This window comes from Metallosphaera javensis (ex Sakai et al. 2022), assembly GCA_021654415.1.
Lineage (GTDB): Archaea > Thermoproteota > Thermoprotei_A > Sulfolobales > Sulfolobaceae > Metallosphaera > Metallosphaera javensis.
The window spans coordinates 1-21115 of record AP024487.1; the positions used below are offsets into that span (position 1 = coordinate 1).

21 protein-coding genes, 1 tRNA gene and 2 pseudogenes are annotated in these 21115 nt (G+C 47.4%); 16 read left to right on the forward strand and 8 right to left on the reverse strand.

The window, feature by feature from the left end:
• Nucleotides 1-396: 396 nt before the first annotated feature.
• Both QVC96_RS00005 and QVC96_RS00010 read left to right on the forward strand, forming a co-directional pair.
• On the forward strand, nucleotides 397-3222 hold the full coding sequence (locus QVC96_RS00005; protein WP_287689577.1) for a hypothetical protein: 2826 nt from the start codon (nucleotides 397-399) through the stop codon (nucleotides 3220-3222).
• Between the two features lie 295 nt (nucleotides 3223-3517).
• Complete coding sequence (locus QVC96_RS00010) at nucleotides 3518-5587, forward strand: hypothetical protein (protein ID WP_287689578.1); 2070 nt, start codon at nucleotides 3518-3520, stop codon at nucleotides 5585-5587.
• Nucleotides 5588-5824: 237 nt separating this feature from the next.
• On the opposite strand, the gene QVC96_RS00015 is transcribed toward QVC96_RS00010, so the two are convergent.
• From QVC96_RS00015 to QVC96_RS00025, 3 genes are all read right to left on the reverse strand, one after another.
• Nucleotides 5825-6871 carry a glycosyltransferase gene (locus QVC96_RS00015; RefSeq protein ID WP_287689579.1) on the reverse strand — a complete coding sequence of 349 codons (1047 nt, stop codon included), beginning with the start codon at nucleotides 6869-6871 and terminating at the stop codon, nucleotides 5825-5827.
• Nucleotides 6872-7012: 141 nt separating this feature from the next.
• The gene (locus tag QVC96_RS00020) at nucleotides 7013-8641 is read right to left on the reverse strand and encodes a hypothetical protein (RefSeq protein ID WP_287689580.1); all 1629 of its coding nucleotides are present in this window, start codon (nucleotides 8639-8641) and stop codon (nucleotides 7013-7015) included.
• 43 nt (nucleotides 8642-8684) lie between these two features.
• A complete protein-coding gene (locus QVC96_RS00025; RefSeq protein WP_287689581.1) occupies nucleotides 8685-9821 on the reverse strand; it encodes a hypothetical protein in 1137 nt (378 codons plus the stop codon).
• A gap of 492 nt (nucleotides 9822-10313) precedes the next feature.
• Between QVC96_RS00025 and QVC96_RS13825 the strand changes: the two genes are divergently transcribed.
• The 3 genes from QVC96_RS13825 to QVC96_RS13835 all read left to right on the forward strand — a co-directional run bounded on the left by QVC96_RS13825 (nucleotide 10314) and on the right by QVC96_RS13835 (nucleotide 11369).
• Nucleotides 10314-10541: a hypothetical protein gene (locus tag QVC96_RS13825; RefSeq protein WP_425597961.1), complete on the forward strand. Its 228-nt coding sequence runs from the start codon at nucleotides 10314-10316 to the stop codon at nucleotides 10539-10541.
• A complete protein-coding gene (locus QVC96_RS13830; RefSeq protein ID WP_425597962.1) occupies nucleotides 10541-10708 on the forward strand; it encodes a hypothetical protein in 168 nt (55 codons plus the stop codon). Before QVC96_RS13825 ends, QVC96_RS13830 begins: the two co-directional genes overlap by 1 nt.
• Before the next feature lie 67 nt (nucleotides 10709-10775).
• Nucleotides 10776-11369, forward strand: coding sequence for a transposase (locus QVC96_RS13835; protein ID WP_425597963.1), 594 nt, complete (start codon nucleotides 10776-10778; stop codon nucleotides 11367-11369).
• A gap of 92 nt (nucleotides 11370-11461) precedes the next feature.
• Here QVC96_RS13835 and QVC96_RS00035 read toward each other — a convergent pair.
• The 4 genes and pseudogenes from QVC96_RS00035 to QVC96_RS00050 all read right to left on the reverse strand — a co-directional run.
• Nucleotides 11462-12316: pseudogene (locus QVC96_RS00035) on the reverse strand (transposase); the annotation flags it as partial.
• 19 nt (nucleotides 12317-12335) lie between these two features.
• Complete coding sequence (locus tag QVC96_RS00040; RefSeq protein ID WP_287688834.1) at nucleotides 12336-12872, reverse strand: IS630 family transposase; 537 nt, start codon at nucleotides 12870-12872, stop codon at nucleotides 12336-12338.
• Entirely contained in the window at nucleotides 12844-13332 is a 489-nt protein-coding gene (locus QVC96_RS00045; RefSeq protein ID WP_238027283.1) for a helix-turn-helix domain-containing protein, read from the reverse strand. Before QVC96_RS00045 ends, QVC96_RS00040 begins: the two co-directional genes overlap by 29 nt.
• A 44-nt stretch (nucleotides 13333-13376) precedes the next feature.
• Nucleotides 13377-13560: pseudogene (locus QVC96_RS00050) on the reverse strand (DUF4322 domain-containing protein); the annotation flags it as partial.
• Between the two features lie 295 nt (nucleotides 13561-13855).
• Here QVC96_RS00050 and QVC96_RS00055 point away from each other — a divergent pair.
• On the forward strand, nucleotides 13856-14476 hold the full coding sequence (locus QVC96_RS00055) for a type I 3-dehydroquinate dehydratase (protein WP_287689583.1): 621 nt from the start codon (nucleotides 13856-13858) through the stop codon (nucleotides 14474-14476).
• Here the strand turns inward: QVC96_RS00055 and QVC96_RS00060 are convergent.
• A complete protein-coding gene (locus QVC96_RS00060; protein WP_287689584.1) occupies nucleotides 14454-14774 on the reverse strand; it encodes a Rieske (2Fe-2S) protein in 321 nt (106 codons plus the stop codon). The genes QVC96_RS00055 and QVC96_RS00060 overlap by 23 nt on opposite strands.
• A 149-nt stretch (nucleotides 14775-14923) precedes the next feature.
• On the opposite strand from QVC96_RS00060, the gene QVC96_RS00065 reads away from it, so the two are divergent.
• From QVC96_RS00065 to QVC96_RS00110, 10 genes are all read left to right on the forward strand, one after another.
• Nucleotides 14924-15214, forward strand: a complete 291-nt coding sequence (locus QVC96_RS00065; RefSeq protein WP_238027109.1) for a hypothetical protein — start codon at nucleotides 14924-14926, stop codon at nucleotides 15212-15214.
• Nucleotides 15205-16830 (forward strand): helicase C-terminal domain-containing protein, encoded by a 1626-nt coding sequence (locus QVC96_RS00070; RefSeq protein WP_287689585.1) that lies wholly within the window; start codon nucleotides 15205-15207, stop codon nucleotides 16828-16830. The genes QVC96_RS00065 and QVC96_RS00070 overlap by 10 nt, the downstream gene beginning before the upstream one ends.
• A 1-nt stretch (nucleotide 16831) precedes the next feature.
• Nucleotides 16832-17599 (forward strand): thioredoxin family protein, encoded by a 768-nt coding sequence (locus QVC96_RS00075; RefSeq protein WP_287689586.1) that lies wholly within the window; start codon nucleotides 16832-16834, stop codon nucleotides 17597-17599.
• 174 nt (nucleotides 17600-17773) lie between these two features.
• Nucleotides 17774-18301: a 50S ribosomal protein L16 gene (locus QVC96_RS00080; protein WP_287689587.1), complete on the forward strand. Its 528-nt coding sequence runs from the start codon at nucleotides 17774-17776 to the stop codon at nucleotides 18299-18301.
• Nucleotides 18298-19296 carry a diphthamide biosynthesis enzyme Dph2 gene (dph2, locus tag QVC96_RS00085; protein WP_287689588.1) on the forward strand — a complete coding sequence of 333 codons (999 nt, stop codon included), beginning with the start codon at nucleotides 18298-18300 and terminating at the stop codon, nucleotides 19294-19296. Before QVC96_RS00080 ends, dph2 begins: the two co-directional genes overlap by 4 nt.
• Nucleotides 19297-19298: 2 nt before the next feature.
• Nucleotides 19299-19874: an exosome complex RNA-binding protein Csl4 gene (locus tag QVC96_RS00090; RefSeq protein WP_287690524.1), complete on the forward strand. Its 576-nt coding sequence runs from the start codon at nucleotides 19299-19301 to the stop codon at nucleotides 19872-19874.
• The gene (locus tag QVC96_RS00095; protein ID WP_238027115.1) at nucleotides 19858-20130 is read left to right on the forward strand and encodes a DNA-directed RNA polymerase subunit L; all 273 of its coding nucleotides are present in this window, start codon (nucleotides 19858-19860) and stop codon (nucleotides 20128-20130) included. Before QVC96_RS00090 ends, QVC96_RS00095 begins: the two co-directional genes overlap by 17 nt.
• A gap of 3 nt (nucleotides 20131-20133) precedes the next feature.
• Entirely contained in the window at nucleotides 20134-20373 is a 240-nt protein-coding gene (locus tag QVC96_RS00100) for a hypothetical protein (RefSeq protein ID WP_287689589.1), read from the forward strand.
• A gap of 23 nt (nucleotides 20374-20396) precedes the next feature.
• The gene (locus QVC96_RS00105; RefSeq protein ID WP_238027117.1) at nucleotides 20397-20729 is read left to right on the forward strand and encodes a transcription factor S; all 333 of its coding nucleotides are present in this window, start codon (nucleotides 20397-20399) and stop codon (nucleotides 20727-20729) included.
• Nucleotides 20730-20862: 133 nt separating this feature from the next.
• A tRNA-Arg gene (locus tag QVC96_RS00110) sits at nucleotides 20863-20950 on the forward strand.
• The last annotated feature ends 165 nt before the right edge of the window (nucleotides 20951-21115 follow it).

The window sequence follows — 21115 nt, forward strand, 5'->3', positions numbered from 1 at the left end:
AGCGTCATGAGGCCCACTCGCCTGCTTAAAACCCTTTACCTGTAGGCGGGTGATGTCAAGAAACTGTTCAGTGTGATGTGAGTTCTGAAAATTACTATCATGATGTATAGACTTACATGTTAGGATAGAGTGGAACTTAATTATAGGGATATTTGAAGGAAATTGTATGATCTGAACAATCCGATATTGTTCTAAAACGTCCAGTTAACGAAGGTGCCAAGATTGCTTAGTTACCACTGGTCTCAGTAGTCCTCGGAGCTATATGTACTAATGAAGAACATCAAATTATAACACGTTCTAAGATGCTCTGTATATAAGTGTACAAGGTGATATCAATACGATAATGTTCTTTATTCTTATCAAAGAACATAAAAGGAGGCTCTTTCATAAACTGCTATGGATAAAGCACTAAGCTATCTCATCGCTATTATTCTAGATATTGCCATAGGTTCTGCACCTTTCCTGGGTCTTTCATTTTATCAAATTATAGCAATAATATTGCTTGGCACCGCAATATACTCATTTTTGATAAGTGACCTTTCAATCTTCATTCCAATCTCGCTCGTTCCCTTCACGTTGATTTCCCACTCTTATTCATTTCTACTCGTCTCGTCAGTTTCTACAGTTCTTTCCTACTACTTAAAGGAGAAAGCAACAGCGTTTCTTCTAACCCTTGGAGTTTTCCTGGTCACATTTGACCTAGAGGCCGTTTACCAGCTTCTGGCCTTCCTAATCTTGGTGGCAGTCCTGATCTACCTTAAAGTTGATCTTCTAGGAATTGTGGCCAATGGAATCTTTCTTCTCATAATATCAGCAGTAATTGCAGCTAACCAAGGCCTCAACTCCTCACTCGTGAACATTTTCTCTGATGGAGCTTATTATTCCCTGGCCTTTGGAGTTCTAGGAATAGTATTCCAAGACATTAGATTGCCTAGGAAAGTTCCTAGAGTTCCCCTCCTTTACCTTCCTTATGCTCTTATAACATTGGGATTTGGCATCCCATTTAAGTATTACTGGTGGAACCCAAGCTCCTTCCTGTTCAAGGCCGATCCACTCTCTCTTTGGGTTCCAATTACCTATTTCCCTCAGGTTAACCAGATACTGGGTTCATGGCCACTAGCACACTTGTTGATCCATCTACCAATAGGTGTCGATCTTTATATTGCGTTACTCACCTACCTCTCAGGGATTGGCAGTTACCTCATGTTTAAGAAACAAGGGATTAGGCAGGCATCACTTTTTTCCCTAGTGTATCAACTTCTCTCTCCCTTTCCTCATCCCTATCTACTCCTTGGATATGCCATCCTTCCGTTTACAGCTTATCTCATGAGTATAAACATGAGGAGTGCTGTGAAATACCCAGCAGTAATGCTAATGAGTGTTATCGGCTCATCTTTCTTCCTGTTCCCTGTATCCGCGATTCTAATAGGAGCTTTTCTAAAAAGGAAAGATCTGCCCTGGATCGGAGTAGCTATGGTGGGCGCCAACGCATTCTGGATAATCCCTTACATCATATTAGGCGCCCCAGCCAGTGGAGAAATACCCTCCTATCTCTCCTTGGCTCTACTGCTTCCAATCCTTGTCATGACAGTTAAGGTAGAGGATAGGGTTAAGGTACTGATCTCTCTGGGTTCCATTGCTTACCTGGTATCAGGACTTCCTTACTCAGAACTAGCTTATCCCGTGGCAATAGCCTCCACACTCATTGTAATAAGTGGAGTAGGGATAAAGAGGATCCTAGCAGGAGTTGTAATTACCCTCCTTCTTATAACTTCAGTTCTTCAATTCGCAAATTATCATGGCGTCTCTATTCCATCGAACGTGCAGGAGATAGATAAGAAAGTTGATAACGCTACTTTAATATGGTGGAACTACTCTTACCCTCTCCTATCGCCCGTTCCAACAAATACTACTCAGATAATTTCACAGGCAATACAATATATAGTTAATAACCAGGGAAATGTTATTCCCAATCCTAATTACACGGGATTTCCAGCCTCGTTTAAGGTTATTTTTCCTAGAAACTTGACCAGGGTCAATGGCACATGGATCTCGGAGACTTACGCTCAATATACCTTAAACTCCTCGTTTTTCCACATAGATTATAAATCGCCAAATATCACAGTTAACACGTCTTACGGAATTGTCATTAAGAGTTTGTTGGGGGAGCAGTTTGTAGCATGGAAGATTCCTGAAGCTGAGAACAGGTCCACACTACTGGTGGGCTTAACCGGTAGCTGGATCTCGTACTCAGGGGAACCTATGTTATTCCTAGGGTATAACGTATCCAATTACAGCTCGTTAGCCCCTATAAACTTCACAGCTCTCACATTGTGGCTTACTAAAGCTGGGCAAATCTTCCTATACTCTAACCATGGCTTACGAATTCTCCCGCGTGCTTGTCCAATTCCCACCTCGGGTTCGTTCAACATTAACTTCTATTTCATTGATCAAGGAAACTTCACAATACTTGCTGGAGAGCAGATAAACGGTAAATTTCATTCCCTTTATATAAATACTACCCTTCCCTGGTATGAAGTGAATGCAGTGGGGCTTATTCTTCCAATAGGGGATGAACTGAACCTAACTCAAATACAGTTTCCACAATTCGTCCCCACCAACGTCACGCAGAATTGGATATCTTGGGACTCACCTGTACCATTTAAGATTAGCTTTTATCCCAATAAGCCCCTAAATGGAACCATCTATCTAGCCTCAAAGAGGCCGGTATTCATGGAAGTTAATGGTATCCCCGCTAGCAACGGGAGTACGTTCCTTAATGCGAGCAACATTACGCTTATTTCCGGTCCAGGGTTTGTAAATGTTACATCCATATATTTTATTCATAATGGTACGAGAGAATATATTGTAGGGGCCTATCCCATTAATTTAACATACCTAGTGAAGATAAACCCTCTGTTAGGTGGAGAGAAAATAGTAGTACAGTCTCATATTAGTTTAAATATGACCGTGATTCCTTTAGGTTTGGTTTATAAACTAGATGGTATCCCACTTAACGTCTCCGACACTGCTGTGCTAAGGCCTGGGACTCACGTCCTTGAGATACTCTATCCTGGACAGGCATATCTCATTATAGGACTTTATTTCACATTCCTATCGTTTGTGATTGCTATGTTATCTGAAATACTAAAGAATAGCTTAACACAAATCAGGACCTTTATCAATAAAATCCTTTATAAAGTCGAAAAAAACGAAGGATAGCAAAAGCGTGCATTATTTCATATAATTATTCTATTCCAAAATGACTCCCATGCTTTAGATTATTAACTAGAACATTCATTGCACGACTGAGTATCAACTAGAAATGTGTTTCTTTTGAATTTATATAGATTTATTGTTTGGTTCTGTACTGCTCACTTATAAAATGAACTTTCGTATAATCTCGTCATGTTGGTATATTTTAAGTTTCAAGGAATTCAATGCGAAGTCACGAAGCCATAAAACAAATTTATGCAAGTATGGCAACACTATGAACTTTCGCTCTTTACCTAGTTTCATGAGAAAAAATTTAGGTCCCAACAACCCAGTTAAACCGATGAAATTTAGACCAACTATCGATGTCATGACATTATTAGATTCAGCAATTATTTCTGCCTCTGTGTTTATTGTTTTCCATGAGTTACTACTAAATGGATATGTGGGGTACTTCGACTTCAGTACCGTTCCATCATTCGTACCCCTTTACCCATTACTTTCACTTTCTGGAATTTCGCTAGGTCCACCGATTTTTTCAATAAATTTAAACCCTGGCCTTGCTCTGGCACAATCAATACTAGTATTACTCTTTGGACATTTAGGAATAAACGTCTTCTATTTCCTTTATTTACTTCTGTACGCGTTTGGAATTAGGACTCTTGTGGCTACTTTTACAAGAAATAGAGCTCTTATAGTAACTGGAACCCTTATTGGACTATTTAATCCCGGCACACTTTCAGTTATAATTGACTCTCCCACTACACTTTATGTGGCTCCCATTCCTTGGTTTTTAGCTTACTACTACAGATACAGAATAAAAGGTGAGGGTAAACTCATATATTCCCTTATTCCCCTAACCTTTTTAGGTGTATATGGCCCCTCTATACCTTCACTGATTCTCTCAATCCTGTCAGTGGAAATTTTTAGGGTAATCTCAAGGCCTAGATCAGGAAGTAGTTTCTCACGATCCAAGAGGTCCGTATTGAAGGGTTTCCTGACGCCGTCCATTGTCTTGATCTTTTTCTCACTCATTCATGTAAACTCAATTTACTTGGTCTTGACACACGGGAGTGCATATTATGCCTTCTCCTATATTGCAACAAGGGTAGCAGAGTCAAAACCAAACTTTAACATGTTAGAAATCTTGGGCACTCAAGTTGCCCCTAATTATTTCACGCAAATATATCCAAATGGTGAATTAATTTCATTGTCTCTAGTAATTATAGCCGCATTGGGGTTACTCTATCTTGTTAAAAGGAAGATCTATTTCCCATTAATTTTTGCCATTTTGTTGTTCGCCTTAGTTAGTTATAATCAAGATTACTTAGGCCTATATTCACTTATTCATAGTACGGTCTTTAGTGACGTGGACCCCTACGAATATAACCCCATGGCCAGTATTCTTGTTTCCATGATTATAGCCAATCTGAGCAGAAATTCCCTAAGTAGAATTCTCTGGACTTCCTCTCTACTTCTTGTCATGATAACCATTTCTCTGGGCTATTCTATCTTCGCGTCGATATGGCATCCCATAAACCTTCCCCAGGGAATGGTGGAGGCTTATAGGGAGCTATACAATGGATCTGAGGGGGAGACAGTTTTCATTTTTCCGCCTTCACTAAGGCTGTATACCCCTGAATATAAGCCACTAGGGAACATCCCCATAAGACCTCCTCCTCAGTTTTTCTGGAATCCAGGAGGATCTCTAGTGGTAGATCAGGTTCCAGCCACAGGGAGTAATCCTTATACCTCTCTTTACGTGGCGACCGACCTTTATAATACATCCGAAATATTACGACTATCACAGGAGTTGGGAATAGTTAAATTCCTTATTGAGAACCCCACTGCGTTTTTTGGGTCAGCCATTTACTATTCAACTCCAGGAAATTATTCTCAAAGTATCCTTCTTGCCTTGGACGGATATATCTTTTATGTGCCTAATTCAGAGAACCTGAGTAATGTTACCATTCAATATCGGTATAATTATCTTTCCGTAGTGAAGTTGAATATTTCTCCAGATTATAAGGTGAAGCCACTTTGGTATGGAATAGAGATAATACCACTTAAAAACGAAACAAGGATAATAACTCCCGTGGGTTACGGCACTGGATCCTTTTCTACTTACGAGACCATGAATTATTATGGTCAGGTTGAGGTATCTTCAATTCGTGCTCTAAAACCCTTTGTTATTACCTCATCCTATGTAGTGGTAAACTGGCTCAGTAATATTGCTATAATTAGCTCATGGATTTATTTTTTGATTCCCTTGCTGCAATCACTAAAACGCACATTAGCCAAAGGTTATACTTCTTCATTGTTTAAAGCGAGTTTTCTTTCTAGACGGAAGCTCGTTGAGAACGTTTTTAGCTAGTAATGTCTAGCCATACGTTCAATGGTCAAAAGGTCATTCCGTTAGCGGATTTCCATTAATTTCTTCAGGTTCATAATTATCCTTATCGAAATGTTCAATTTCTCAGGTAGACTTAGGATTACGGCCCCAAGAGACCTGAGGCCTTCAACATAGGGTTTCACTAATAAAGTGCGGTTCATATCTAAACCTTCCTTTAACTCCTAAGAAGTTACAAACTTTGATTGTAAGTGCAATCAATTATCTAATCACTTCGTCTATTATATTCCACAGTTTCTCCTTAAAATTCCTCCTATCAAAGCTTAAGGCCTTATCTTTCAGCTCTCTTCTAGTTGATGCTGGAGTATTAAGACCCTTTTTTACAAGCTCCGATGCTTCTTCAAGGTTGTTATAACTGAACTCGGGCACTATTTCGAAACCGCCACTCTCCCTTGGCACTATGGGGACCAATCCAGCTGCCATGGCCTCCACTATGGGTATTCCAAAGTGTTCTCCCAAGGTCGGATGGAAGTAGACTGAGGCCTTCCCCATGAGTTCTATAAGAGAGTTCCTGGGCAAGTTAGGGAGAAATTGGACATCTGCCTTGAGTTCCCTGCTCAATCTGACAAGCTTTTTCATGTAACTATCGCTTTCCATGGAGCCCACTATGACTCCCCTAACTCCACTCATGGAGGATAGGCGCACGGCAAGATCTAGCCTCTTTCCAGGTTCAAATCTTCCAATGGTCACAAAGAACGGCTCTCCCTCCTCATGGAAGGCCTTTAGGAAATCCGTAACGTCCACTGGAGGATACACCACCGTGGATTCAACTCCATATATCTCCCTTATTGCCTTGGAAGAATAAGCCGAGTTTGCTATGAATACCGACCTCCTAGCTTCCTCCCTGAACCTTTTCAAAAGACCCCGTAGAGGTAGGAGATAAGCCATCCATATCCAAGAGGTGTTGTACTTGGAGGGAACAGAGGAAAACTCTGGCGCAACACCATAGATTATGTGTGTCGCTATATCTGAAAGCGGTATAGGGATTGCAGTTATGTTCAGGAAGAAATCGGGTTTGGTTCTCCTGGCAGAGATGCAAGTGAGAACCCTCTGATACTTATCGAACAGCCTAAGTTTAAATGGAACAGCTGAAACATGGGGCAGCCCAAGGTCGTCCAGCGGAGGTGAGAAGGTGGCCAGCGTGGTTTCTACCCCTCTCTCTCGAAGGAGTTCAGCTGATGCCCTGACCACATTTCCCTCACCGCTCACCGACTTTGTTACCCTATGAATCACTATCGTGGACTTCATTCTTGTAACAGGACGAAGGTTTAGGAAAATTTTAAGCTTATCCGGGGGAAGACTAAAGTCAGCAGGTTCGCGTTTCAACGAAGTTAAAAGACTTCAGAGCAATCTAAACGATTAGATAGGTCATGTTGGTGTTATCTGAAACTAATTTTCAATTTTATCAAGAATTCTGTTAATAAAGCCTCTTATCGTGATTAGACCCTCCTTGACCTTCTCAGATATCAGGGCTATGGCGAAGGAAAGGGAAGTTAGATAAAGCCCTAGTAAAAGGAACGACTCACCGGGATAGATGATCTCCACCACATGTCTACCGGGTGTTAATTTCGCAATTGGTCCCTTGAAGGGAAGACCATCAAGTTTATACCCCAACCCATTTAGAGGTATCACGGTCATGTTCAGATCAACTGGGGAAGACACCACAAGTTCCTCCCCACCCAATATCTGTTTCACCTCCACATGGTAGGATGTATTTATTGGCAGAGTTCCTATCACGTACGAGCTTACATGATCGTGAACCAGGTAAAGCGCAGTTACGTTGACTGGCCCAGGCCCTGAGATAAGGGTAATGTTATTCACCTTTGAGAATGTTGTACCATTCTTGGCAGTAACCCCGTTAACCTCCAGTGAGAGAGGGGCAGTGGACCTGAAGTAAACGGTTCCATTTAAGATGGAGCTGGGGAAGAATGTGATCTGAAAGGGTTTAGATGAGTTCCATGATATCCAGTTCTGGGTAATATTGGTGGGGACAAAAGACGAAACCTGAATCTGAGTTACGTTCATCTCATTTCTCAGGGGAAGGATGAGACCGACTGCGCTAATATCGTTCCAGGGAAGAGTAGTGTTGATATGGAGGACATGAAAAATTCCGTTTATCTTCTCTCCCGTGAGTATGGTGAAGTTTCCTTCCTTAACAAAATAGAAATTGAGATTGAACGAACCTGAGGTAGGAATGGGATACCCGCTAGGCAGAACATGCACTCCGTTGGAATACAGGATTATCTGCTCACCATTGGTAAGCCAGACCGTCAGAGCTGTGAAGTTTATGGGCGTCACAGAACTTTGATTGCTCACGTTATATCCTAGAAATAGCAATGGTTGTCCGAGATACGAGATCCAGCTACCTGTCAGGCTCACTAAAAGTGTGGTCTCATTACTAGGTATCCGCCACGCTATGAATTGCTCTCCTATTGGACTTTTGATGAGAACGTTCTGAGAGACGTTAACCACCAACCCTCTAGACTCGTAATCCAGGAAAAAGTGAGAGGAGTTCAATGTGAGCACTGGATACGTTTCTGGTACCCAGGTACCGTTAACTCTCGTTATATTTTCTGGGAGAATAACCTTGAAGAACGCAGGGAACCCAGTGTAGTTCGGGTTAGGTATCACTTTACCCTGACTATTCACTATGTATTGAAGTCCCTGAGGAGCTATGGGAGAGGTATTAATGGGTGCTGGGGAAAGAAGGGGATAGGAATAGTTCCACCAGACCATGGTGGCGTTCTGAACTTCCTTACTAATTGTCTGTATGTTGGGCGGTATGGACAACTGCTGATATCCCCCAAACTGAAGCACCGCTGTGGCGAGGAGGAGGAAAACAACGACACCAGCCATCACTCTCTTAACTCCTTCTCCACTCACGAGAAGGAGAGACGAAGCTATCACCACGGGATAGGCCAGTTCAGAGTAAGGAAGACCAGACACTAGGTAGGTCAATGAGCCTAGGGCTATCATCACCTTCATCCTCTCCTCAAATCTGGCGGCTATCACGAGCACAGGAAGAAGAAGGGCTAGGGTCAGGTATGAAGTGATCTCTCCATTACTTGGCCCAACCGAGAATCAGGTAGGGAATTATCCAGAACGCATTAGCGCCAATAACTGCAATCCCCATGTAGGGTAGGTCTCTCCGCCCTAGGAAAGCTCCCATGAGGAGCGCGGTAACGGGAAAGAGAAAGAAGGACGAACCAATCACGCTAACCAGCATGACGGCAGGATACTTCACCGAGTTCCTCACGTTCACGTTCATGAGATACGCTGTGAAGGGCAGGACGGCATATCCCAGGAGAAGGTATGGGTGGGGAAAGGGTGATAGGACCTGGTACACTAGGGAGAAGAGAGATACTTGTCTGACCCCCAGTTTCTTGAACATGAGGTAGCTACCAATCCCTGAGAGGTAGGTGAGGATTGCAATGTAAATATTTACTCCCAGGTAAAGGTGAACCAGCTCGTGAGATAGGGGCCATGATCCCAGGATCTGGTTAACCTGTGGGAAATAGATGTCCGGAACCCAGAGCGAGAGCGGATTGGCCTTAAACAGGAAAGATGAGGGATTCCACCAGTAGTAATCCTGTGGAATCCCAAATCCAAGGGTGGCTAGAGCGTAGGGAAGGAATAGCAGGGGTATCCTAGGAATTCTTCTGGGCAATTTAGCGTTCTGAGATGCAAGTCCCAGCACCCCAAACGTTAGGGAGTAATAGGCTCCGTCAGAGAGAGTGTTAACAACTTCCGAACTAAACCCCTGGTTTATGGCGGAGATAGCTGAGAGAAGGAGAAGGAAAATTCCATTTGCAACAACTCCTCTAATGTCCACCTTCAGGTAAACGAGAACCCCCAGCAGAACCACGAAGGCCAATACCTGAAACACTGCCTCCAGATTGAACACCAGCATGGAAACTCCTAGCGTCAGGAGGAATGCCGTCGCCTTATCCCTGAGGTAGTAGGAAAGGGCCGTGGACAACGACGATATAACGAGAAAGCTGGGGGAGTGAGAGATCAAGGTGAAGGGAATAAGAGAGAGGGGCATGGAGATCGAGAAATCGCTCAAAATAAGCGAGTAAATGGAAGAGCCAATCAACACTATGACCAGAGTCTCGTAAAATGAAAGGCCTAGGAAAGGTGCAGAGCCAACTGTAACATCAATTATAGTGGCGACAGCGTAACTGAGAGCCCTATCCATGGCGTTTAAAATTGAAAAGCCTAGTTTTATATTCTGTGTAAAGTTTTACGGACTCATCTCTGAACTTTCTAGGGCCTAACGCGTAGGGGAGCATTACATGCACATCCATGAGGACTTACGAAAGGTAATAGAGATAAATTAGAAAAGAGATCGTCTTGTGGTACCAAGATCTCTGAGCCTAACCTGGTTTGTTGTATCAAGATCGTCTGTGACGTAAAATACGCAGTGTGGGAGAGAGCCCTAGATTTCTCAGGTTAACGTTAATGGATAGGGAAGGGACGCGAGACCGATGTCCCGGGGTAAAGATGGGAGGATCCATTAATCCCGCCACATATAATTTCACATGGTATCGTTATATTAGTGTGAACTGCCCCACCCTGGGCCATTCAGGTTTCCATTGCGAATTGTAATTAGTTAATCTACGTGGGATGATCAAAATCAATCTATCATTTTTCAGTAATACTTTAAGGGGGCCGAACACGATGTCATACCATGAGCAAACTAACTATCGAACCCGCGTACCAACTCCAGGAGGAGTTGGTACACATCGTGTTCGACCCAGTATTTCCTAAGCACTGGCTCATAAATAAACCTGTTGAGGAGGTGGAGGAGCTAGCGATGAGGGAGGCGGAGGAGGTAAGCCCGAGGTACGCGAGGGGGAAGAGGCTGAAGAGGAGGGGATACGCGAGGTACAGGTTCTTAAAGGTTTCTCGGTGGTGATGGAGGGCAGGAGGATTGAGTACAGGCTCAGGTGGATGAGCGTGAGGTTGCCCGCGTATGACGGGAAGGGCAGGGTGAGGACGGAGGTTGAGAGGGAGTTGCTGAGGGGGGAGGAGGAAGCTGTGCTCAGGAACTCACGTTCTACTCGGTGCTGGGAGGGAAGATGAACGCGAGGCTCTGGACCCCCGAGCTTGAGGTTGAGGGAGACTTCCAGTATGTGATAGCTGAGAGGAAGTGGGTCAAGCTCAGGGGAAGGGAGTCCTCCTGGTGGCCATGGGCGTCACGCGCGAGGGTAGAAGGGCCGTGCTGGACTTCCTCCTGGCTAAGGAGGAGGACGCGAGGAGTTACTGGAGGCTTTTTGCAAGGGTGTGGAGGAAGTTCAACTTCAAGCTCGTGGTTGCGGACATGGTCAGGTCCGTGGACTCCGCGCTTGAGCTCTCGGGAATAGAAGCGAAGAGGCAGCTCTGCCTCAACCACGTCAAGAGGCGCCTGGACCGCGACGAAAGGAAGGAGATCGACCTCCTCGTGTCTGGCCTGCTCGCCGAGTTACCTGACAGGATCAAGGAACTGGTGGAACGCGGTCTCCTCTCCTTCCTCTCCCTTCCTCAAGAACTTCAGCGCCTCCTCTCCACCAACAACCTGGTGGAGTCCTTCAACTCCCTGGTGGAGAGGAGGAGGTTCGGCAAGTGCCACACGCCCCACAGGCTACTCCAGATCGTCTGGGCCATCGCCGATAACTACAACATTTTGGATAATTTTTTGCAGAAATGGAATAATATCCATATACTTTTCGTTTTCTTTACGATCGAGACGTCATCACTCAATTAATCCTACATTGAATAATGAGAAATGAAGGAACTAGAATTCAATTCGCAATGGAGACCTGAATGGCCCCCCACCCTCACCGGTACTCCCCAAAATCACCCCCTTAAAAATAAATCAAGATAAATAAAAAGCGGTTCTATACTTTTAATCAATCGTGATAAGAACTTATTTTGTATTTCATCTATAAAAAGCAAATGAAGGAGAAGCTTGAAGTCAGTCCTCTTAACTTCCCCCTTGAGGAACAAGAACAGCGAGTAAAGGAACGTGGCCAAAACGAAGACGAGAAGGCGGAAGACCCAGCTCCTGGAACAGGTGAAGGGGAGGAAGCCCTTCACCTCCCTGTAGGAAGTCTCGATGGGGTTCCTGATCCTGTCGTAAAGCCTCAAGACCTTGTCCTTGGGCAGGTCGAGGTTGGTCGCCCTGGCGAAGTACTCGACGTGGGACCTCCTTCTAGTCACTTCACGACCGTGGACGATCAACCTGAAGCTGACTTGATCAGTCCTCTTGCTCGCGGTGGTGTAAGGGCCGTCATACTCCTCGTAAACCTTGACGTCGCCCACCGGGACGCCCACAATGTACCTAAACTGGGAGAGGAACTTTATGACCTCTACTGTGTAGAAGCCTGCGTCCAGCGCTATTATCCCAATCTTAAATCCCAGGGAGAGGACCTGCTCCACGAGGATTTTCACCACTTCGTCCTTGCTCATCCCGTTGTAGCGCGTGAAGGCTAGGATTACGGTTTTGCCGTTGTAATCCGTAGTAGCTGTGGCGTAGTTCCACTGGTATCCCTTATCCCCGCTTCCCAGCCCCTCCACCCTCTCTCCCCAGTACTTCACCCCCGTCCAGTCTACGCTCACGTCCACCTCCTCCACCCCCTTCAACACCTCCCTCGCCACTTCCTGTACCTCCTGGAGCAGGCGGTCCGCTACTTCTATCCCCTGTTCCTCCACTAGTACTTTGTGGAAGTTTTTATCCATTGTTTTCTACCTCTATTTCATCTAAATCCAGATATTGGACCACATCAAGATTAAACTGATCGTGATGTTCCTCGAAGAACCTCCTCACCTCCTCCCTTGCCTCTTCCACGTTGTTGAAGAACCTGTTCGCAAGGTGGAACTTCAGGTCCTTGAAGATCCTCTCCACAGGGTTTAGCTCTGGCGAGTACTTTGGGGTGAAAACGGGTCTCACTCCCCTTCTCCTGAACAGGTCCAGGATAGCCCCCGTCTTGTGGGAGGAGTGGTTGTCAAGGACGAGGTACTTGGTCTCCCTGCCCCACTTCCTCTCCATCCTGTAAACGAAGCTCTTCATGTTCTTGCTGGAGAGGGAGTTGTAGAGGGTGTACAGCACCTTCCTTGAAATGGCGTCAAGGGCGAGGAAGACGTAGAAGTGCTGGAAGCCCAGGTTCACCCTGATCCTGGGCCTGGAACCCCTCCTGGCGAGGCACCTCCTCACCGTGGTGCCCACCACCACCCTTGTCTCATCGAAGAACGCTATCCTGCGTCCCATCAGTTCCTTCACTTTTTTTAAAATCGCGGTGCTTCTCCACCTCGGCCCTGGCGTTCACCGGCCTGGGCGTCACGAAACCGTACCCCAGCTGGTGCACTACCCTGTAAAGGTGATACCTATTGTAAACTATCCCCCTCTTCCTCAGCTCAGCGTTCAGCGCCCTCATGGTCCACCCCTCCAGGTTGTATCCCAGCTCCCTGGGACTTGTCTCCAGCACCTTCTTCACCTCCTCGCTGGAGTACTTCCTGGGCCTACCCGACCTTGGCCTATCCCTCAACGCTCCGACCCCTCCCCTCTTGTACTTCGCGACCCACTTCTTCACCGTTGAGTACGAAACCCCGAGGACCTCGGCCACCCTGTACTCCCTGAACCCGTCCACGAGGTACATCTTCACCCCCAGTATTCTCTGCCTTATCCTAGCATTCTTTTCCTCCCTGTAAGCCTTCTCTAATTCCTCCACATTCTATATTAGTAATACCAAGATAAAAACTTTACCTAAGTACTAACGTAGTTCCTCACGGTCTGTGGGGATATATCGTAGCTTCTCGACCTGTTCTCCACCGAGTCTCTCCACAGGCAGGCCGAGACCAACGTCTTCGCTACCTCTTCCTTCCTTGAAGTTTAGCGAGGAAAGGGTTATATATCCTAGCTTCTGGATGTTTACGTTGTGGGAGAGTAGGGTGATCATGGGTAATATCACCATCCTAGTATTACCCACTCTCCCACAAATTTCTTTCTCCAGCAGAGTTCAGTTTGTTTCATGAGTTTTAATTCACATCCTCTCCTCCAGTCTAAAATAAAGCTCTAGTGATTTTTTCATAAACTGAATTTGGGGAGTACCGTGAAGTACCAAGTTTTCTGAATCAAAATAAGCTTAGGACCATGACTGTGAAGGTAATCTGAAACCATCTCTCAAGTACCTTCTTCCCTCTACTAAACTCGTTCATGACTATGTATATTAACGCCTGGGCGTACTTTTCTCCGTGAATAGACCTTTAATAGTCGCGTCCCTACCTGTGACAAGACCAGAAGACGTAAAAAGAGTCAAGGAAATAGATGCAGACCTAGTGGAACTGAGGCTGGACTACTCCCATCAATTTCCAAGTCCGCTCGATCTTGTCCCCCTGAAGCACAGAATAATGGTAACCCTGAGGGACAGGGAAGAGGGAGGCGTTGGGGACTTCACAGACGACTTCAAGGAGGATTACCTGAACAGGCTGGCTGAACTGAATATCCTTTATGACGTTGAGGCCTCCTTCCTCTCCAGAAGGAGAGTCCAGTTCAAGAACAAGGTGGTCTCTGCCCACTACTTTCGTTCCCTCCCAGCGCGGGACGAGATAGATCACCTGTTCCTGAGATACGGCGAGGCCTTCACGGTGAAGATAGCCGTGGGTAACGTCCCGGGATACAGGGAAATACTCTCCTATATCTCCACAAAACCCAACTCCACGTTCATGCCCATGAGCCCGGATCCCCTTGAGAGGCTGGGTATTTCCCTCCTGGGCTCCAAGTTGCTCTACACCTACGTGGATTCCCCAACAGCCACGGGTCAGCTACACTACCTTGAGGCCAAGAGGATCCTCAACTGCCTCTTTCCAGGTTAACCCTCTCAAGGACAAGCCTGTCCCCCTCAACCTTCACAGAGTACACGGTAATGGGCCTCTTTGACGCTCCCTTCAGTGGTTTTCCATCCCTCACCGAAAAGTGGCTGAAGTGGCACTGGCACACAAGTTCCTCCCTTATTAACACCCCGTACTTGCTGAGGTCGCAACCCAGGTGCGGACACGCGTTATCAAACGCCAGGTACCTCTCCCCGCCCAGATATATTAACAGTATTACCTTACCCTCGACCTCCACCCTCCTTTTCTCCCCAACCCTCATCTCCGGTCTCTGGACTATCACGGGAGGAAATTGACAGTCCCGGTTAAAAGTTCCACGACACTCACGACTTATAATTGACTTAATAATTCACTTATATGATCCCGATTCCCTTGGGTATTTAGTAGATTATTTTATAATGTTAAAACACTATGTTATCTTAGGTGTATGAAATGATAAGTTACAACGAAGCTTTGAGAACGAAGGTGGATTACAGGATAGTGGAAATAGCTCAGAGTTCCCCAAGCACTGAGATAAGGGCTATCCTTGTCCTCGATACCTCCCCCTCGGAGGACGTCCTCAAGGAGATCTCTTCACTGGCCAAGATCGATAACGTGTTCAGCTTCATGATGACCGTCAAGGTTAAGGGCAAGGCCTCAGATATTGCCAGGCTCGGAGAGAAGTCATTCATAAGGTATATAATGCTAGATGAGGTTATTGCAAGGACGCAAGAGTGGAGCTGAGGGACTGGCAACTAGCGCTCAAGGACAAGGTAGTTAAGGGATTAAGAGAAGGCCTTTTAGTGGCTTTACAGTCTCCCACAGGGAGTGGGAAAACCCTTTTCTCTTTAGTTTCCGCGCTGGAAGTTAGACCTAGGGTTCTCTTCGCGGTCAGGACCCACAACGAGTTTTACCCAGTGTACAGGGAGGCAACTAGACTGGGGAAAAGGTTTGGGTTCGTGATGGGAAAGGCCAGGGCTTGCCTGTATGCAGACGAGGGGGCAGACACCGAGGACATAAATTGCTCCCTCTGTGATTCCAACGTCCCAGTCCCTGTGGATTCCCAGGAACCTCCCTTCACCCTGCTCAGGGAACTCAAGGAGAAGGGGATGAGGGAGAAGTTCTGCCCCTACTTCTCCCTGCTTAACTCCACAGGCCTGGCTGAAGTGATTGCCCTGACCTATCCCTACGTGTTTACCCCATGGATGTGGGAGGCCCTCGGACTGGACCTGGAGGAGTTCGTACTTGTGGTGGATGAGGCCCACAACCTGGATAACCTCAACGAACTGGCTGAAAGGAAGCTAAGCCAGCAGACCCTGGAGCTGGCACTGAAGGAGGTCAAGAGCAGGGAGGCAATCTCCATTCTGGAAAGGATCAGGAGGGAACTGGCGGAGGTGGTCCTCCAAGAGGAAAGGTACATCAGGGTGGAGAATTATCCTAAACTGGATAAAAACGAGCTGAAACTCCTGAAGGACGAGTACGACGAGAGAAGGAACGAAATGATAATGAAGAGGGCGATAAGGAAACTTCACCTGGGGACAGTTATCAAGTTCTACAGTTCCGATGAGTCTCCCGTTTTCTCATACCGCGGTCACCTGGTAATGAAGCCTCTCCTCTCGTCTCCCTTCCTGTCCATCCTTAACCGCGACGATCTCCCCGTGATACTCATGTCCGGTACCATGCCCCCTCAGGATTACCTGAGTAAGGTCCTGGGCATAAACAGGAGAATCCTTTACCTGGACGTGGAGAAGGAGCTCAGAAGGAAGGTGACAGGCACCTTTGACTGCATGCTGGCAGTGGACGTTACCTCCTCCTACTCCCTGAGGAGCCAGGAGATGTGGAAGAGGTACGCCAGTTACCTACTGAGAATATATCACACGGCGAAGGCAAATGTACTTGCTATTTTCCCCAGCTACTCGATCATGGAGAAGGTCATGTCCCACGTGAAGGTGGACAAATACGTGGAGGGTAGCAGAACGGACCTGGAGGAGGTAATCAGGGAATCTGGCAGGAGGAAGCTGGTGATTGCGGGGGTTGCCAGAGGGAAATTATCCGAGGGGATAGAGCTCACCAGGGATGGGGCAAGCATCATCAGTGACGTGGCGCTCTGCGGTATCCCGTACCCCTCCTTTGATGACTACCTCAAGCTGAGGAGCGAGGCCATTTACAGACTTACAGGTCAATCCGTGAGGGAGGCACTCATGGAGATACCAGCCCTCATAGCGGTGAAGCAGGCAATAGGCAGGGCAATAAGGAGCAGGGAAGACCATGCTACCGTGTGGTTACTTGATAGGAGGTTTGAAACCTCGTGGTGGAAACTAAAGGTAAACTGTTTTAATCCCAAGAAAATCAAACTGTAGTATGGAAGTTGAGATTTTCACGCATAGGAACTGCACAGAGTGCAACCTGCTGGTGGAGTATCTGGAGGAGAAGGGACTCCTTGGGAAAGTTAAGCTGGTGGACACCGAGATATACCCTTTCCTGGCCCTGGAGAGGGGGGTAATCTCCACTCCCTCGGTGTTCGTGGACGGAAAGTTAATTTATGCAGGGAAGGTGGACCTTGACGAGTTTGAGGAGTTGCTCAAGGGGAAGGGAGTGACGAGAACGTTCAACAGGGAGGAACTGGTCACAAAGCTAATGGAGGGAATAGTGGACTCCTTCGCTGCAACTGCCTGGATATACGTGAATAGGGACTTTGACTCCTTCCTGTCCCAGAGGGATTTCGTCATGGCAGTGACGGGACTTGCGCTCTCGGAGCACGGGGAAGAGGGATACAACTACCTGAGGAACGTGCTTGTTAAGGATAGGGAGAAGATACTTCAGGAATGGGAACCCAAGATGTTCAGGAACATCTCCTCCAACTTCGTCAGGGAAATTTACTGGCTGTATGGGAGGAAGGTACCCAGGGAAGAGCTGTTCTCCCGGTACACTCTGGAGATATTTGCCCACTGGCTCATGGTTAGAGGAGGCGCAGTGGGAAGGGTAGGGCTCAGGATTCACCCTCTCTCCGAGGTGGACACAATGACCAGGATTGCCAAGGTTTACGGTTACCTGATGGAGAACTACGACTCAATCTGGGAGAGGGTGGAGAAGGAACAGAGGTCTTTGAAGGGAATTCAGGTGGCGTGAGGTCCTGAGCCAGTCTTCACTCCCCGCGTCTTTGCGAAAGATTTTCATTTAGCTAATTTACAATTCAGCCCAGTCAGGCATACCTAGCGTTTCCTTAAATATAACCCCGCTTCTCCTTCCTGAAAAACTCGACTTTACCGCTGGTGTTAAATACTTGGGCACAGATCTTTACCCATGCCACTAAGACCAGGAAGATGTTACAGGCACTTCTCGGGACCTGCCTACACGAGAAAAGAGTATATCCCGGGATTTCCTCAACCCAAGATCACCAAGTTCACGATGGGAGACCACAAGAAGGACTACGACTTCGAGGTGAGGCTTCTCACCAAGCAAATTGGTCAAATCCGCCACAACGCCCTCGAGGCGGCCAGAGTCATTGCGCTGAAGCAGATGACTTCCATGGTCGGAAACGAGACTGACTTCTACATCTACGTAACCAAGTACCCCCACCACGTTATAAGGGAGAACAAGATGATGGCGTTCGCTGGGGCGGACAGGCTTCAGGACGGAATGAGGCTCTCCTTCGGCAAACCCATAGGCACCGCAGCTAGGATTACAAAGCTCGGCGATCTCATAATGGGGATAAGGGTGAAGAAGGAGCACCTGGAGTTCGCAAAGAAAGCCTTCAAGGTCGCGTCCAGCAAGCTTCCCCTTGACACCGAGATCGTGGTCGTTCCTCTAAAGGAGGAAAAGACTCAGTGAGTTACGTTTTTGATGAGGATCTCCTCAAGTCTGAAATCGGGAAAAGAGGAGCAAAGAGGGTTCTTCTTCAATTCCCCGAGGGATTAAGGTATTTCTCCACGGAACTCGTGGAGAGGCTCAGGCAGGCTCTCCCTGACGTGGAGTTCATCATATCTGGAGAACCAAGCTGGGGAGCGTGCGACATTGCAGAGGACGAGGCTAACCTCCTAAAGGTGGACCTTCTGATCCATTTCGGCCACTCTCCATACACCTGGTACTATCCCAAGTTCCCAACCCTCTTCGTTAAGGCGGAGAGCACGGCCCAGGTTGAGGAGGAGACCCTGGAGAAACTGGTTAACCTGCTCAGGGAGAGGGAGGCAAGGACCGTGGCCCTCACTTCCACCGTTCAGCACGGGAAGCTCCTGAACCAGGTCAGGAACTATCTCTCCCCTCACTTCAGGGTGGAGGTTGGGAGACCCTCTTCCCCTTTCATGGGAGATGGACAGGTCCTGGGATGCGACTACAAGTCAGCCCTGGTTGAGGCTGACGTTCACGTGAACATATCGGGAGGGGTATTCCATGCGCTGGGGCTGGGACTGGCAACAGGTAAACCCGTGCTCAAGCTGGATCCCTACACCAGGACCGTGGAAGACCTCACCCCACAGGTCTTCAAGGTTCTCAAGATAAGGTACTCCAAGATCATGGAGTCACTGGACGCAAACACCTGGGTGATAATTCAGGGACTCAAGGTGGGACAGAACAGGCCCCTGATGGTCAAGGCCCTTGAATCAAGGCTGAGGTCCCTGGGAAAGAGGACCTTCGTGGTCACGAGCAAGGTGCTTAACCAGGAGTCCCTCAGGAACCTGGACAGAAGTTACATTGACGCATTCGTGGTCACGTCCTGCCCCAGGATTCCCACGGATGACCTTTACATGTACGAAAAGCCCGTATTAACCCCGGGAGAAGCGAAAATGATTATAACCAATAAACTAGAACCATACATATTTCCGTGGTGAACATGGGGAAACAGGGCGATCTAACGCTTCCAGGGGACGTTCTGGCAGTGATAGAGGAGTTCACTCCAGGGGAAGGCTGTTACGAACTTCAGGGACAGGTGAGGGCGTCCATCATAGGGAAAGTCTTCTACGATATGATCAACAGGAAAAGCAACGTCATCCCTGAGAAGAAGACCTTCGTTTACAAGTTAAAGAAGACCAAGTACGTATACGGTCTTGTCACCAGCCTTAAGGAGGATTACGCTGTGGTGTCCGTGAGTAGCCTTGAGGAGAGGTTTGTAAGTCCCTCAATCACAGGTTACCTCCACATCTCCCAGGTCTCCCAGAAACACGTGAAGTCGCTGAGGGATGCCGTGAGGCCCTCTGACGTGATAAAGGCCAAACCGCTCTCCTTCACGTATCCTCTTCAGCTCTCCTTGAGGGGGAAGGATCTGGGGGTTATAGTTGCTTCCTGCTCAGTTTGCGGAACGGTGATGTTCAAGGTAGACGAAGAACATTTAAGGTGCCCCAACTGTGGTAACGTCGAGACCAGAAGAGTTGGACCCTATTCGGTGAAGGGAAATGGAAATAGAGGTTGAAAGGCAGGACGAAAACTACCTGGAGCTCAGGATCCAGGGAGAGGACCACACCCTGGGCAACTTGATTGCAGGAAGGTTGCGGAGCGTGAAGGGAGTGGTGCTGGCAACTTACTACTTGCCCCATCCCCTCAAGGATGAGCTAATACTCAAGATAAAAACTGACGGGACCATTTCGCCCAAGGAGGCCCTGAGCAGGGCAATCGAGGAGATTGATAATCTAGGAAAGTCCTTTCTGGACGACCTTGAGCAGGTTTAGAACTTGAAGAGTGGAACCAGGGTAGCCATCCTGGTGAGGGGAGAGCCCAACGTCGTGTGCGTGTTTCAGGGAGAGCACCTGGAGCACCTCTTTCTCTCCCTGCAACAACTGGAGGGAAGCAGGGTAAAGGAGGAGATCAACCTCAGCAACTTCGGGATGGGGAAGGAGTACCGCGGACAGCTGGAGGAGGAGTGTTCCAGGATCGCGACGTTAATATCGAAAGAATTAAAAAAGATGATGTGAACAGTGTTGAGGGTGTCCTTTGTTTGAAATTTTGCCCCAAGTGCAAGTCCATGATGACCCCCAGGAAGGTGAACGGCTCTACCGTTTACAGGTGCGTTAAGTGCGGTTACGAGGAACAGGGTCACAAGTCCGAGATCATATCCTCAAAGGTAAAGCATGCGGCCACGGAGAGGACTTTAGTCCTTGAGGACGAGGAGGTCCCCGCTGGAACCCAGAAGATGAAAGGGGTCATGTGCCCCAACTGCAGGAACGACGAGGTTTTCTTCTGGATGTTGCAGACCAGGGCTGCTGACGAGCCCCCGACCAGGTTTTACAAGTGCACAAAGTGCGGGAAAGTCTGGAGAGAGTACGAGTAATAAGACGTGTAGGATATTTTGGTCATGAAGGGAGTGAAGGCGTGAATCCTGTTAAGGGTTACTCCTCCCGCAACTTCATTTCGCCTAGATCTGGAGCGTAAATCTTTTTTGATGCCTCCCCCTCTAGTTGTAGGGACCCGTAGCTCAGCCAGGATAGAGCGCCGGCCTTCTAACAGGCCGAAGGGAGCCGAGGGTCGGGGGTCCGAATCCCCCCGGGTCCGCGATAAAAATTCAATATTTAGGCTTCTGGAAATAACCTAAATGTTATGTATTTGAGGACTACTAGATTGAGGGATTGTTAGCTCAGCTAGAATGACTTGCCTGGCCTAGCGGGAGTAAGCCAAGTCTAAGGGTAAATCCCCAGGTCTGTACACATAAGGGTAAAG